This is a genomic window from Aminobacter sp. 01T433 (genome assembly GCF_056398585.1).
Genome location: NZ_JBFTPR010000016.1, coordinates 1 through 14,705 on the forward strand (window position 1 = coordinate 1; position 14,705 = coordinate 14,705).

General features: G+C 58.2%; 13 protein-coding genes. 7 read left to right on the forward strand and 6 right to left on the reverse strand.

Annotated features, from left to right (window positions below):
- Positions 1–211 precede the first annotated feature (211 nt).
- Positions 212–1,243 carry an IS110 family RNA-guided transposase gene (locus AC1DLV_RS23265; protein WP_476802429.1) on the forward strand — a complete coding sequence of 344 codons (1,032 nt, stop codon included), beginning with the start codon at positions 212–214 and terminating at the stop codon, positions 1,241–1,243.
- 513 nt (positions 1,244–1,756) lie between these two features.
- Here AC1DLV_RS23265 and AC1DLV_RS23270 read toward each other — a convergent pair.
- From AC1DLV_RS23270 to AC1DLV_RS23280, 3 genes are all read right to left on the reverse strand, one after another.
- Positions 1,757–2,794, reverse strand: a complete 1,038-nt coding sequence (locus AC1DLV_RS23270; protein WP_476802430.1) for an IS110 family RNA-guided transposase — start codon at positions 2,792–2,794, stop codon at positions 1,757–1,759.
- 159 nt (positions 2,795–2,953) lie between these two features.
- Positions 2,954–3,487: a phosphoribosyltransferase gene (locus AC1DLV_RS23275; protein WP_476802431.1), complete on the reverse strand. Its 534-nt coding sequence runs from the start codon at positions 3,485–3,487 to the stop codon at positions 2,954–2,956.
- 353 nt (positions 3,488–3,840) lie between these two features.
- Positions 3,841–4,785 (reverse strand): DUF4238 domain-containing protein, encoded by a 945-nt coding sequence (locus tag AC1DLV_RS23280; protein ID WP_476836258.1) that lies wholly within the window; start codon positions 4,783–4,785, stop codon positions 3,841–3,843.
- Between the two features lie 120 nt (positions 4,786–4,905).
- Between AC1DLV_RS23280 and AC1DLV_RS23285 the strand changes: the two genes are divergently transcribed.
- Together AC1DLV_RS23285 and AC1DLV_RS23290 are read left to right on the forward strand one after the other, a co-directional pair.
- On the forward strand, positions 4,906–5,667 hold the full coding sequence (locus tag AC1DLV_RS23285) for a hypothetical protein (RefSeq protein WP_476802433.1): 762 nt from the start codon (positions 4,906–4,908) through the stop codon (positions 5,665–5,667).
- Between the two features lie 412 nt (positions 5,668–6,079).
- Positions 6,080–6,814, forward strand: coding sequence for a hypothetical protein (locus AC1DLV_RS23290; protein ID WP_476802434.1), 735 nt, complete (start codon positions 6,080–6,082; stop codon positions 6,812–6,814).
- A 475-nt stretch (positions 6,815–7,289) separates the two neighbouring features.
- Here AC1DLV_RS23290 and AC1DLV_RS23295 read toward each other — a convergent pair whose 3' ends face one another.
- Both AC1DLV_RS23295 and AC1DLV_RS23300 read right to left on the reverse strand, forming a co-directional pair.
- On the reverse strand, positions 7,290–8,468 hold the full coding sequence (locus tag AC1DLV_RS23295; protein ID WP_476802435.1) for a hypothetical protein: 1,179 nt from the start codon (positions 8,466–8,468) through the stop codon (positions 7,290–7,292).
- A 194-nt stretch (positions 8,469–8,662) separates the two neighbouring features.
- Positions 8,663–9,085, reverse strand: coding sequence for a MerR family transcriptional regulator (locus AC1DLV_RS23300; protein ID WP_476802436.1), 423 nt, complete (start codon positions 9,083–9,085; stop codon positions 8,663–8,665).
- Positions 9,086–9,387: 302 nt separating this feature from the next.
- Between AC1DLV_RS23300 and AC1DLV_RS23305 the strand changes: the two genes are divergently transcribed.
- From AC1DLV_RS23305 to AC1DLV_RS23320, 4 genes are all read left to right on the forward strand, one after another.
- Positions 9,388–10,818: a hypothetical protein gene (locus AC1DLV_RS23305; protein ID WP_476802437.1), complete on the forward strand. Its 1,431-nt coding sequence runs from the start codon at positions 9,388–9,390 to the stop codon at positions 10,816–10,818.
- Positions 10,819–10,951: 133 nt separating this feature from the next.
- On the forward strand, positions 10,952–11,329 hold the full coding sequence (locus AC1DLV_RS23310) for a hypothetical protein (protein WP_476802438.1): 378 nt from the start codon (positions 10,952–10,954) through the stop codon (positions 11,327–11,329).
- 230 nt (positions 11,330–11,559) lie between these two features.
- On the forward strand, positions 11,560–13,338 hold the full coding sequence (locus tag AC1DLV_RS23315) for a GumC family protein (protein WP_476802439.1): 1,779 nt from the start codon (positions 11,560–11,562) through the stop codon (positions 13,336–13,338).
- 261 nt (positions 13,339–13,599) lie between these two features.
- A complete protein-coding gene (locus AC1DLV_RS23320; protein ID WP_476802440.1) occupies positions 13,600–14,454 on the forward strand; it encodes a sugar transferase in 855 nt (284 codons plus the stop codon).
- Positions 14,455–14,460: 6 nt separating this feature from the next.
- Here AC1DLV_RS23320 and AC1DLV_RS23325 read toward each other — a convergent pair whose 3' ends face one another.
- Positions 14,461–14,691, reverse strand: coding sequence for a hypothetical protein (locus AC1DLV_RS23325; protein WP_476802441.1), 231 nt, complete (start codon positions 14,689–14,691; stop codon positions 14,461–14,463).
- Positions 14,692–14,705 lie beyond the last annotated feature (14 nt).

Here is a 14,705-nt window from a genome sequence, read left to right on the forward strand (position 1 = left end):
ATATATTCTTCCATGGCTGTTCTCCCTTAGATGCTTGGGCCTGACGTCCAGTCGTGAGCCCGTACTTCCATCTTATCGGGGAACAGCCACCCTCCAAGGTTATGATTGGTTCCAGGGTGCATCGCTCCCGCGATTACCCCATGTGGACGCCCCCCGGCGGCATCGATGTGCCAAAGTGGAGGTGTTGAACACACCACTTGAGGAGGCGTCCATGTCGGAAGTTACCACAATCGGCCTTGATATCGCGAAGAACGTTTTTCACGCACACGGCGCAGGTGCGAGCGGTCGAGTGCTGTTCAGTCGGAAGATCAGCCGCACGAAGTTGCTTGAGTTCTTCTCCCGGCAGCCACGTTGTGTGGTGGCCTTGGAGGCCTGCGGAGGTGCGCACCACTGGGCTCGCGAACTCACGCTGTTGGGTCACGAGGTGAAGCTGATCCCTCCGGCCTATGTGAAGCCATTCGTGAAGCGGAACAAGAATGATGCGGTCGATGCCGAGGCAATCTGCGAGGCTGTGCAGCGTCCGAGCATGCGGTTCGTGCCAATAAAGAGCGAGGCGCAGCAGGCGTCTGCCCTGGTGTTCCGAACTCGCGATCTGCTGGTTCGGCAGCGCACCCAGTTGATCAATGCCATCCGAGGTCACCTGACCGAGTATGGCTGGGTCGCTCCCAAAGGACCCTCGCATGTAGCGGTGCTGGGCGACATGCTCGAGGGCGAGATGGGCCCATCACTCCCGGAGGCAGCCAGGCCTATGTTCCGTACGATGCTCGATCTGCTGGATCAGTTGAACGCTAAGATCGGCGAACTGGACAAGGAGATCGCGCGACGGGCCCGCGAGGACACGATCGCCAGACGACTGATGACGATACCGGGCGTGGGTCCGATCACGGCCACCGCGATTGCGGCCCTTGCCCCGCCGGCCGAGACCTTCGCCAAGGGACGAGACTTTGCCGCCTGGCTGGGCTTGGTGCCACGTCAGCTCTCGACAGGTGGCAAGCAGAAGCTGGGGTCGATCTCGAAGATGGGCGAGCGAACCCTGCGGCGTTTGCTCATCATCGGTTCCAGCGCGGTCGTCCTCCAGGCCAGCAAACGGGGCGCATCAGCAGGTTCATGGCTCGAGCAGATGATGGCCCGTAAACCGCGTATGTTGGTCACGGTCGCACTCGCCAATAAGACCGCGCGCATCATCTGGGCACTGCTCATGAAACAAGAGGATTACAAAGCTCCGGTCGCAGCTGCGGCGTAAGCCAAGGCGGGCCAGAGGTCGTCGGGGAGGTAGTCGGTCGAAGGAAGGTATGGCACAACAGTCGGTGAGACGGGGTCGGAAAACCAGGGCTTCCCACTGTGCCACGAGCACGCTGTGGGTGATATGGATCCGGCCCGCGAACTCCCATACGGGCCCGCAGCCTCTGGTGCTGCATCAGAGGCCGGACAGATGGCAGCATTCGACTACGGGCTAACCTTCAAAATACCGCTTGCGTCTTACGGGGCGTCCACAGATGGGAAGCGGACCGTCCTCTGTGGATGGCTCCCGCATTGCCTGTTGATGCAGCCATAGGAGACTGCTGGCCCTGATGGGGTCGGCAAAACAAGGTCCCAATCTGCTTAGCAGGCTATGACGCCTCGGACTGTCCGCGGGTTGTCCCTGTTTCAGGCCTGACCGGTTTCGCCATCACATCGCTTCGCTCTCACAACCTCATGGAGCCGATCGGCCGGCTCGAACTGTTTCTTGCCTTCAGGATCTCATCTCTTGGCGACTCTATGCTGCAAGGTGCGGGGCATGGCGCGCCTGGTAAACCTCGCCGCGGATCATGATCGCCCAGACCACCCGGGCCATCTTGTTCGCCATGGCGACACTCGCCACACGCACCGGTTTCCTGGCGAGGAGCGCGACGAGCCTAGGGTCCGCTGTCTCTGGTTTGTATTTGGCTCGGCGGATCAAGGATGTCGCGCCCACCACCAGCAGCTTTCTTAGATACCGGTCACCCATCTTGGTAATGCGGCCGAGCCGGTCTTTGCCACCACTCGAGTTTTGCGATGGCGTGAGCCCGAGCCAGGCGGCAAACTCCCGACCCGAACGGAACTGTCCCGGATCAGCGACCGATGCCGCCAGCGCCGTTGCACCCACCGGGCCGATGCCTGGAATGGTCGATAGACGCCGTGCCACCTCGTCAGTTCTTTGCAGGGCAAGGATCGCTCGGTCGAGCGCCTGAAGACGGACATGGGTGTCGAGAACCTGTCCGCATAGCAGGCCAAGAATCTGCATCGCCATCTGCGGCACGTCTGGCGTTACTTCCTTGGCGGCGATCTGGCGTGCCAGGCCAAGCGCCCGCTCCAACCCTTCGGGAATGTCGATGCCGAACTCGGCCAGCAGGCCTCGGATCATGTTGACCAGCTGCGTGCGCTGCTTGACCAGGAGATTACGAGCGCGGTGAAGCGACAATGCCGCCTGCTGCTCGGCTGACTTCATCGCCACAAACCGCATGGTCGGGCGGGTCACCGCTTCGCAGATCGCCTCGGCGTCCACCGCGTCGTTCTTGCCGCGCTTCACATACGGCTTCACGTAGGCCGGCGGCATCATGCGGACCTCATAACCCAGCTTGGTCAGCTCTCGCGCCCAATGGTGCGATGTGCCGCAGGCCTCGATGCCGATCAGGCAGGGTGGCAACTTGGTGAAGAACGGCAAAACCTGCGATCGCCGTAGTGCCTTGCGCACGACAACGTCTCCAGACGCGTCAACGGCATGAACTTGAAAAACACGCTTGGCCAAATCGAGGCCCACGGTGGTAATCTGCATGGCGGATGGCTCCTTTGCTTGGGTTGCCAGACAGCAAACCCATTTTGGCACTCAGATGCCGGGAGCGGGAGCCATCCACCTCATCCGCTTTTGGTAGCTCGGAAGCCTGAAGCAGCCATTCAGGGTGTGCAGACCTGCGAACCCACCGCGGCAAGAAGACTAACCCATCCGCACACAAGAGGCCGCAGCAACTGCAGCATCTTCCGGCATGCCGTGCTCACGGAGGTGGTGCAGCACTGCGCTGATCGTTTTGCCGGACGCCACGGATTCGTCGATGACGAGCAAAGAGCGGATCACTGCCTCTTTGCCGTCGGGCGTGTAGATGAACTCCGCGATCATGTCCTCAACCGTGGTATCGGGGCGCGCTGCACGCTTTTGGCCTTGCCTGGTGAAATTGCTCGTGAGGTCACGGATAGGCCAACGCTCCAAGACCGCTTGTCGGTAAGGCTCGATGTCATCCCCCTCGCTCGGAGGACAAACCACGGCATCGAAGTTGATCCCCGCCTGCTCAATTTCCTGCACCAGCTTTGCCTGCAGCTCGGGGATTGCGCGATTGTAGTTGTGCTCCGTGAGCTCTCCGGTGAAACCGATCCGCTTGCCATTGAAGTACGCGCCGGCCCAGCCATCAGAGTTGGTGGCGTGATAGACGCAGATTGTTTCGCCTGTCGGTAGGGTATAATCAGAGATTGGCATATTTCCTCCTCTTCTGCACTTTTGTAGCGGCTCATGGATTTCAGATGGAAGCATGAATCTGATAGTCATTACTGCACACGGTTGACATTTCTCTTGGCCACCGTTTGAGGATCTTGGTGTGAAGGTCTAGAGCCGTCGAGCTGGATCCGCCGATCAGGCAACTCCCACGAAAGCCTCAAGGGACGTCCGCGACCTTCCGACGCCCGCAGGAGCGACTGCATAGCGCCGTCAATGGCGGAAAAGCGGGACCGAGCGTGTCCGGCGGACGAAGTCCGCACGCAAGGCTGGCCAATCTGTTCTGGGGCCCGCGCAGTAGTTCGCGTACTCGCGAGTCATAGAGCATCCGGATTGGATCAAGAGGGTGTGAGGTCACTGGATTTCAGCCCCCTCATGCGCTCTTGCCGCCGCGCGTGAAGCCGGTCCACCAATGTGGGAGCCTTCTTGGCTCCCATGCGGTTTTGCACAAACCTAAGCTGCCGGTCGTCGACCCCATAAACATACTTGTCTGCGTTCTCGACAACCGCCGCGTTGATGAGACGTACCAACTCGGTCTGAGAGCGGTCTTTGATGTGTTTGGCAAAGGACCTATCTTTGACCGCCAGGAAGATTTCGTGGGGACTGATCGGGATGAGGATGTGCGAGTCTTTCCTCGTCATGTGGATGGTGTAGAGCAGCGGCCGGTCCGAAGTAAGCAAGCTGAATTTCGACCGCTCCACCGTTAGGACGGACCATTCATATGACATCATCTGCCGGGCTAGTGTCCTGTGCGCCATGATGCGCTTCAGGACCTCGAATGCCCCCTTTTCGAAAAACACGTCTTCCGAAGCCTTGATGAAGTCTAGGACTACCTCGGGATCACCAGCAGCTTTGTGCTCTGCGTATTTCTCCTGAAGCTCTGGTATGCCAGCCAGCCAATCGCCCTTGACGTGCTCTTTTACCTTTCGGATGTCTTCCGGCATCCGGGACATTAAGCTGGTCAGAAACCCTGCCCACGCTTCCCGCTGCTTCGCGTTGAAGTTCTTCGCGGCATGCTCATCCCGCATCATATTAAGGGCTTCGGCGGCGCGGCTATCTACCGGGGAAAGGAACGCGCTCTCAAACGCAACGGCTTCGTTCTCTGGCAAGCCCTCGATAGCGTAGAGGCGCAAAATGTAGCCTGTCCCGCCGGCATGTGTTCGCCGTGGTGCGACGCGATCCTTGTAAGGTTTGCTGAACTCACAAAACTTCTCTCCGTCCACACTCCATTGCTTGAGGTAGAATTCCGGCAGGAAGTGATGCTTGTTCGGCTGGTTTGGCATTCGAATCAATGCTTGGACGAATCGCAGGGGAATATCCGATGTTAATACTTTTGGATCGGAAGGTGGCCTATGACTTTCAGAAAGTGGATGTGGCTTAGATGCCTGCGTACGGCTATGTGGATGGCCCAGCGCAAGCCCGCACCTGCTTCGGGTGGCATCCCCCAGACCGGAGACAAGGCGAAAAGCACGGATGTCCTGCTTGTAAGGCTTGGGACTGACGAAAAGTCCCAGCGCTTCACTTTCGGTCGATTGACTATTGGGGGTGCAAGCGGTTTCTGGCACCTTTCCGCCAATGAGAAACCTCTCGTATGCGAACTGAAGACTGAGGCGCTGCTCAATACGAAGCACGTCCTCATTGGGCGCTTCGTAAAAGGCTACGAGTTTACCTACCGCTCGCTACCTGAGTTTTTTCTGGGCGAGTTGACACTTTACCCCGCCCGCTACATCCGGCGCGATCGGGCCGAGCAAAAACGCTTCGATAAAAAGGCGTTGGTCAAACGCGACCGGACGAATGTGCTGCGAGCCTTCGTCGAGAAGACATTACAGGCGGGGGAGTTCCACGCTGGTCCGTCAGTCTTGATGTCAGAACTTTATACAAGTCTGTGGGTCCGACATCCCGAGCATGAACGCCTGCTCAACCACTACGACTTCATCCTTCAGTCTCTGGAGCAGAGCGGAGATCTCAAGCGAGCCACATTTGGCTACGAGATTACGCCGAAAGCGGTGACGACGCTGGCGGCGTATGAGGAAGACGATCGACGCCATCGGGATAACTGGCTTCAACAGGTCTTCATCGGCATCTTGACCGCGGCGTTGGTTATTATCGCCATTGTGCAGGCGAGCATCAGTTTCTGGGCAGAGCTTAAAGGCGGCGGCAACTGACCGATACAGGATGGCGTTCAAGAAGCCTCCCGAGAATGTCGGTATCCGCACATATCGCCGAAAGACGCCGCGCTCGGAACAGCAGCTTTCGGAGACGTGGGAATGGCCAAGGAACGTCCGGAATGGGATCGAAGGCTGCCTGTTAGCCGAGCCTAGTTCCAGAACGGCTCGATCGGGGTGGTTGCCTGACCGTCCGCTTCAGGGGTGGGACTGGGAAAGCGGCCATCCAGGTGGCCGCCGCATCGACGCAATACGCCCATACTTTCGATTAGTAAGGCTGGCTCTCTGGCTGCGCGTTCGCAGTAACAGAGCAATAGCAATTGCGATACTAGCATCCGCGCCCGCGATATGGTTCAGGGAGCAACCACTATGTTACTGAATACGAAAATCAATGCTCTCTAGGACGCTTCCTTTGGCAAAGCATCAATTCTCCATTCACGAGCGATGGGCAGTCTACAAGGTCCATGGCGATCGATGCTACCTTGGGACGGAGCCGATCGATCTGAAGAGCATGCAGGTCGATCATATCCTGCCGGAAAGCCTGTTGGCTGAGCCCAGCAAATTGGTGACTACGCTGGCCGCTCTTGGGTTGCCTGCGAACTTCGACCTCAACTCATATGAGAATTGGTTGCCTGCGTGTGCCACTTGCAACAATCAGAAGCGAGCGCGGGTCTTCGATCCAGCCCCCATCGTGATGGTGCAACTACAAAAAGCGAAGGATGGAGCAGCAAAGTGCCGGATTCTCGAGGATCAGGCGGTTCGAAATGTCGATGTAGCGAAATCGCTCGCCTACTTGGAACGAGCTTCGGACCGAGACGAACTCGACCATCGAGAGCTGGAGCCGCTCATAATTGCATTCGCCAAAGCTGATCCTGCGGCATGGAGAGCCTTGACGGCGAGATTGGACACGATCAGCACAGATTTCACCCTGGGCTTACAAATTGTCCCCGAGTTTCGCATCACACCAACGTACAAGGTTTTGTTCGTTTCGGGTGGTGTGCGGATTGTTCAGACGCCACACGGCACTGGGTACTTACCGTCAGACGAGCAGAACCACTCAAGCTTTTTCTGCGGGCATTGTGGTTCCACGGGGCCGTGGAGCGGTGCGCGATGCCTTAGTTGTGGCATGCTAGACGATGGCGACTGACAGGAACATCATCTTGGCAATTGACGTAACGGAGACCACCATGCTTGCCGCCTCGAGGTGGCTCATTGCACAGCACGTGACCCGACTATATGCGCTCCGGTTTGGCGGAAACGCTCTTCGCCTTGGTGACGGATCGGTATTTCAGTTTGACCATTGTGTTGGCGCTCCATCCAACGCCTCTGGACCTGCCAAGCCAAAATCGAGCTCGTCCGGCGTCATCCGTAGGGTGGAAGGAATGGCAGCTTTCCGGTTGCGATAGCAGGGCCTTGAACGTCCGAAAAGGGGTCGAAAGCTGCCTGTTAGCCGAGCGTCGTTCCAGAACGTCGCGATCGGGGTGGTTAGCGGAACGACCGCTCTCGGCAAAGTCTAGTCGAAAGCAGCCTTGTATTTCGGGCTCTCGAACGCTGCTCTCAAACAGTTTGGCCAATTCGATCCGTTGCCCTCAAAATTTTCAGCCAGAGCGCCCGAACTAATCTTATTTTGTGCTTATTGTAGTCACGGATGATGTCGGGATGCTTGGCTCTCCGAACTTTGTCAGCCGGGCGCAAGCTTCGTCCGCGGCGTTCAGAAGTTGAGTCAAATTCCCTTTAACCTCGCGAGCGCCGTTGTGGATCAGGTTGTTCCGTAACTCGATCGCATCTTTGCAGATGTTGACCAGTTTGGCAGGAAACTCCTCTTCGGTAAGAAGAAGGGGTATGGCAACTGCAAACGCGCCGCGAAGCCCTACTTTTTCCATGAGCGATTTGATGCTGCCGGTCGAACTATCGACTGATCGAAAGCGAGAATTAAGGTGATGGCCGCTCTCCTCCGCGAAACGGTTGACAGCAACCTCCAATGCTGTGACCGCGTCGATCAAGGCATTTCTGGACAACCCTTGGGACGCTAATTTCCGCGCATTGGAGAGCAACAACTCAATCAAGGGCAAACGCGTCTCGCCAGATACGAAGGCCCGCACGTCTTCCCATTGTTCTCGATGAACAGAGCGTTCTGGGCCGTAGAAGCCGCCGACAACCTTTAGCAGACGCTGATCAGGGTCAAAGTCCACCAACTGCCCATCGAGCTTCGACACGGTCTCAGCGTGCATAAAAAACTGCCCTGGGTTCATAGGGTCAGTCTTGAGCTCGGATAACCAGTATTGACCTGTGCGTACACGAAGATAGCCGATCAAGCGGTTTGCGCGCTCGACGATCATGTTTTGTATCTGGTCTCCGAGTTGCCGGTATTGATCAGATCGGTCGCTAGGACCAGGGCGATTCTTGATAATCGTGCTAAGTTCATTCGAGATTTGTTTGTGGACAGAAACCCGAAGAACATCGCTATCATTGTTGACGGTCTTGCTGAGCTCTTCAGTAGTTTTCCCCCGACTCGACTCAAAGATAAACCTTACGGTTGTCCCTTCCGTTTCATGAACTACTGCATCGCTGGCTTCTTGCGGTAGCCAAAGGTGGAAAACGGCTGGGCTATCAAGCTTTAGAGTGAGTTCCAAGTTCAAGATCGGCAAGATATTTACACTCCAGCTACGGGTGGGCCGCGCCATCCTCTCAGCTACTTCGCGTAGGTTACCTAGTTGATGATGCTCATTCTGTCGCCAAGTAAAATCTGCCCCCTGCGAGACCGGGCTCGATTGATGCCCGCCTGGCAGTTTGATCTTCAAAGACAGCTTTCGGGATACGCCCTAAGTTGGCTGAATGGCTCAAAAGGGGTCGATTGCCGAATGGCAGCTATCCGCTAAACTGGCCTCGTTGGCGGACCGACGGCTCGCGGCCCAATTCAGACTTTCGTGGCAAGTCTCCTAGCGTCTGCAATTGGCTCAAACCAAAATCCGCAATCGCGGGCGCCCGATCTGACCTATGCTGGTGCCATCTTTGGCGTTTTCCGAGGCTTTGCAATTTTGGACGCTGTGTTCAGGAGCTTACGGAATGTCGGGCATTCGAGATGGCTCGGTGCACTGCAGTCGGCGACATGCCGAAGCGTGTCGCGAAAAACGCGCAGCCCAGCCATCTGTCTCCCCAAGTCGTTCGCGTTGGCACGCAGTTCTTCCCTCGGCAATTCCAACCGGCCGTCCTGTCCAAGGATCGCAGCGATCTCGATGAGTGAGAAACCTGCCGTTCTGCCGAGCGCGATCAGGGAGAGCTTCAACAGGACGTCTCCGTCGAACTGTCGCCGCAACCCATGCGGGCCGAAGGATCGGATAAGCCCAATTTCCTCGTAGTATCTCAGGGTAGAGGGCCGTACGCCGGCGCGCTCCTTGCGATCGCGGCCAACTGGCATTCGACGCACAAGTGTACGGCTTCAACGCAAATCTTGCTGTGCAGTTCTGACCGTCTAAGAACGCCAGCTTAAAGCCGTTCATCTCCAGCGATAGCCGTGGATGCTCGGCCACGGGCTAGCAATTCGGTGTCAGCCGCAGCACCGCAGGCTACGTCCTTTAGGCTGCTTGTGTGCAAATCCGTACCTGCCGAGAATACCCAAGACCAGGCTAGGTATCCGGCGACACTGCTATGTCTGACCATTCTCATGCGACCAGCGGCATCGTTTTCAGGCGCGTCGCATATTGGCGAAGAAGCTAGCCTATGCAGCTCTCGCTGGTAGGTTTGATCGTCTGCATCGGCGTGCTGATCGTCGGCTATTGTACTCGCAGCCTGATCATCGTCAGCCTGATCGCCTCGCTTGCCTTCGGTTCGACCGCACTTATGACGCTGACCTCGCTGGGCGGATCATCGCCTCTGATCTACACATTCTTCGCAGCCGTTTTGTTGATGGCAGTGGCGGCCAAGACGAGCATCTGGCGGGATCTGGGTCTCGTCTTCGGCAGCATGCGACCCCTTTGGGTCCTTTGCTGCCTGATGGTCTACGCCGTCGTCGGATCGTGGCTGTTTCCACGGCTGTTTGCCGGGCAGACGACTGTCTTTGTCCAGTCGAAGCTTCGTTCGGGGGTCGTGGAATCCGCGCTTGAGCCCGTTTCGGCCAACATTTCCCAAACAGGATATTTCGTCCTTGGGGGGCTCACCGCAATAGCCCTGGGTGTCCTGCTGCTGCGGGCGGATCGTCTGGAGCAGGTTCGCAGGGGCTTCTTCTTGTGGTGCGGCCTGCACGCCGGCATGGGGGTTCTGGATCTTGCGGGCAAGCTAGCCGGTGCTGGTGACGTCTTGCAGCCGATTCGCACAGCTAGCTATGCGATGCTGACGAATAGCAACGAAGGCGGTTTCTTTCGGATTGCAGGGGCATACTCGGAGGCTTCCGCGTTCGGCACGGCTTCGCTCGCATGTCTGGCTTTTACCTATACCTACTGGCGCAAGACCGGATCACTACTTGCCCAATGGTTGTCAGCCGTCTTGTTCGCACTCCTCATTCTCGCGACGTCGTCGACGGCCTATGTCGGCCTGACGATACTCGTGGTTCCCGTGGCATTTTCCCTGGGCCGCTCCATGACTCAGGGGCGCCTGAATTCCGACGAGCTGCTGATCCTGGGGGCCCTTGTATCGATCATCTTCGTAGCCCTGGCTATAAGCCTCTACGATGAGAGGTTCTTCGATCCGTTCATCCAGCTCATCGATTCGATGGTCATCAACAAGGCCAACTCCGCGTCCGGCATGGAGCGTGCCTATTGGAACATGAAAAGCCTCCAGGCTTTCACTGACACCAATGGGTTGGGCGTTGGCTTTGGCAGTTCGCGTGCCTCAAGCTGGGTCATCGCGATGCTTTCCCAGATGGGCGTCGTCGGAGCCTTGCTGATGGCGACCTTGCTCGCTGTCGTAGCACGGGGCATGGGCCATATGGCAGCCTGGGTCGATCCTGAGGCGGACGCGATCGTGGCGAGCGTGCGCGCCTGTGCCCTAGCTAGCATGGTTGCCGCTTCGCTAGTCAGTGGAAGTGCCGATCCCGGTATGCTGTTTTTCATCGCGCTTGCGGTCATCTCGGCCAGCAGGGCGCGCGCGCGGCGCAACATCGCGGCCGCCCGTCGGCGCCGCACGGTAGTTGGCCCATCGGCTATTGCAGCTTGACGGTTAGCGGTTCCGCCAAAGGGATGCGTCGCCACCCCTCCAATTTTGCATATGATGCGAAGACGGGTTTTCCGGCGCGGATCGCACTTCGGGTTCGTATGCTGTGCCATGTGGCTCACAAGGCGGCTTGGATATGAAGCTGTTCAACATCAGATTTCCTATGGCGGTCAGTGATCGGAACGCAGGACGTTTCGGGTGTCTTCTGATGCTGCTCGACGACATCGGCGACGATATCGTGACGGAGCGAGCCAAGCTGAAAGACCAGCACGAAAGAGCGGCCGCAAATGCCGCATTTACGTTCGAGGCCATGGAAAACGGAACGCGCACTGCCGCCGCACTGTCGGCCAAGGTCGACACGCTGACGACATCACTCATTCATTGTTCCCAACGTTCCTCTTCCCTGAAGCGACAGGCTGCCTTCATTGAAGGGACCAAGCAAAAGCTTGCGTTGCTGTTGCAGCGAAAAGACCGGCGCGGGCGGAACCCTGGTCTGGCAGATGGCGCGACTTAGCTGAAAGTGAACAGCCAAGCGACAGCCGGGGTACCGCCATACGCCATTTGGCGGCGTTTACGTTGCAGCGCGCGAGGCTAAGCTTGATACGAACATATTGGGTCGCAAGACATGTCTGGCCTATCGAGACCTCTAAACGGACGCGGCACCGCCAAGCAGCCTGCCGGCATGCAGTTGCGGGACATCTTCCATCAAACGAAAACAATCAACATTGCTAGGCAGGTTTCGCGATGGACAGCCGTCTAGCGCCGCGCTGGCAACCAGTGACCGAGCAGCAGGAGGCGGATGAACGCGAGTTCATCAGCTTTGCCGACATTACGGCCTTCCTGAAGCGATATACGCGCACGATCGTAGGGTCGGTGGCAATCACCTTGTCCTGCGCCTGGTTCTATGTCGTCACGTCCGACCCGGTCTATACGGCGCAAACGCAGATTCTCATCGAGCCGAAGGTTCCACAGCTTCTGCAACAGCAGCAGGCTGAAGTGAATCTTACGCTGGATACCGCGCAGGTCGAGAGCCAGATAGCGGTCATGCAATCGGAAAAGATTGCAAAGATGGTGATCACCAGCCTCGGGCTCGACAAGGATACGGCCTTCCGTACGCAAAGCCCCACAATTGCGGAGCGTTTTGCCAGGCTGGGAAAAATGCTCGCCGAGAGCGTGGGACTTGCAAAGGCCGGTGACGGTGCTGGTAATGCCAGCCTGGCTAGTAGCGCCAGCGAATTCGAGCGCAACCGATATACGATGTGGGCGTTCACCGACGGCTTGGATATCCGCCGCGTCGGCGTGTCCTACGCGATCAGTATCGCGTTCCAATCGCCCGATCCGGAGATGGCTGCAAAGATCGCCAATGCGACTGCGGATGCCTTCGTGCGCGAACAACTTGAGACCAAGGCTGCATCCGCTCGCGAGGGCGGTGCATGGCTCGAACTGCGATTGAATGAGTTGCGAGGTCAGATGAACCAGGCAACGAAGATCGCGCAGGAGTTTCGCGCCAAGCATGACTATGGCGTCGGTCAGCAGCAGACTAGCTCAGCAGGTGGGGAAGGCGGCCAGGCAGGAGGGAGCGTCGGCAACGCACCCACCCTGGAAGAGCTCGAGGTGACCGCCGACACATATCGCAAGATGTATGAGAGCTTCTTGCAGGCGTTCACGAGCTCGGTAAGCCAGCAATCCTACCCCGTCGCCGATGCGCGCGTCATAACCGCCGCGACACGGCCCCTGGTGCCCAGCGCACCGCGAAAGAAACTGGTGCTTTCTTTTGGAGTGCTAGCTGGTCTTATCGCGGGCATTGGATTGGCATTCCTGAGAAACGCGCTTGATCGAACGGTCCGCTCCTCTAGGCAATTGCGAGAAGAATTTGGCCTCGAATGCATTGGCGAGATGCCGCCGCTGTCGGGGATGGGGGCTCGAGATACCCTGAACGAGGCCGCGATCTCGCCTCTTTCCGAATACAGCAACAGTCTCAGGCGCGCCAAAACGGCGATTGGACTGGCGGATTCCGGTGCTTCATTGCGTTGCATCGGCGTCGTTTCGGGCTTGCCTTCAGACGGCAAAAGCTCGTTTGCGAGCAATCTCGCGGCCCTTTACGCAATGTCGGGCGCGCGAACTTTGGTGATCGATGCCGACATCTACCACTCGGTCTTGAGCGATGGGCTGGTGCCGACGTCGAAAGCGGCGTTCGAGATCCTTCCGAGCAAGGTAGCGGACTCAAGGAACCTTCTTGCGCCCAGGAACATGGGTGCTCTGCTTGCCGAGATGAAGGCCTATGACATAATCATCGTAGACCTGCCGCCATTGACATGCGGCTCAGACCGTCTGGCGGCCAGCCCGCTCTTCGACGGCGTGATCCTCGTTGCCGAGTGGGGCAGGACCCCGCTGGATCTGTTCAGCGAACTGGTGAAGACGATGCACGCCAGCAAAACCTCGATCATCGGAGCGGTGATCACAAATGTCCGCATCAGGTCAAACAAGACCTACAAAGGGCATTTTGGTCGCCGCGCTCGCTGAGGCCAGCGCGTTTTCCAATCATCTTGCAATCCCGCTCGCGCTGTAGCGTGTGCGAATCTCGCGCAACCGTGGATTCGGCAATCTCCACTCCGGGAATCCGGAATCGCAATGGCATTAGGTGCAGTGCATGGGTGCAGGCAGCTAATGCCTTAGGCTTAGGGTGTAGCCCCCCATCGATGCCGATACGACCTTTGCCTTTCTTGCTCGCCGATGCCCGAGGCTGTGATGGTAGGGCCACGATAGCAACAGTGCGATACGCCCATGACGATCAATGTCCCTGGCAAGCGAGCACCCCGAAGGCATTTCCGGCACCCACGGAAAACGCGGTCGCGCGCATCGGCAAATGTGAGCCTCGATTATCAGCTGGTGGTCCCCGGTGATTGGGGCTGGGCGCCGGCCGCCATCTCTTCCGCTTTCGACCCGCCAGCTGGCGGTGCCGCCGCCGCCCCAATGGAGGGCGAGCAGTCCGTCAAAGTGGCCGCAGGCGGCCCTCCGTCGACCCCGTTGGGTGGTCGGGCAAAGAGGCTGGAAGACTTGATCATAGCCCTTTGCGCGCTCGCGCTGGCGTCTCCAGTGATGCTGATGGTCGCGCTGGTGATTAGGCTCACCACTGGGGGTCCCGCGCTCTATTCCCACACGCGCGTCGGTTTCGGCGGCAAGCCTTTCCAGTGCTACAAGTTCCGCTCTATGGTCTGCAATTCGGACGAAGTTCTGCGCGACTATCTCGCGCGAGACCCCGAGGCAGCCCGCCAGTGGGATGCAAACAGGAAGCTCAAATGCGACCCGCGCATCACCTTTCTGGGCAAGCTGCTGCGGAAGTCGAGTCTCGACGAACTCCCTCAACTGTTTAACATTCTGAGAGGCGAGATGAGCTGCGTCGGGCCTCGCCCAGTGGTAGCGGACGAGTTATCCCGCTATGGAAACTTCGTTGAAGACTATCTGGCGACCAGGCCAGGTCTCACAGGACTGTGGCAGGTCACGGGGCGGAGCAGCACCGACTATTCCAACCGCGTCGCGCTGGACAGCCACTACGTTCGCAACTGGTCCCTTCGGGCTGACGCCGTCATTCTGGTGCGCACGATCTTTGCGGTCATGCGTTTCGACGACGCGTCATAGGCGCCTTCAATTGCCGCCAGTGACGATCCGCCGCCACAGGCTGGCAAGCGTAAGTCCCACGAGATAGGCGCATTGCAGGACGACAATTGGGAGCAATATCCGCTGGAGAAGTGGGCCTTCGAGTAGAAGCCCTGTCGCTGTGGCGGTCAGGGCCGTTGCGGCAAGCAGTGCAGGGGCGCGGAAACTGAACCCCAGCAAGACGCCAAATGCGGCAACTGTGATGAGGCTCCAAAGCACGTCAGCTGTCTCCT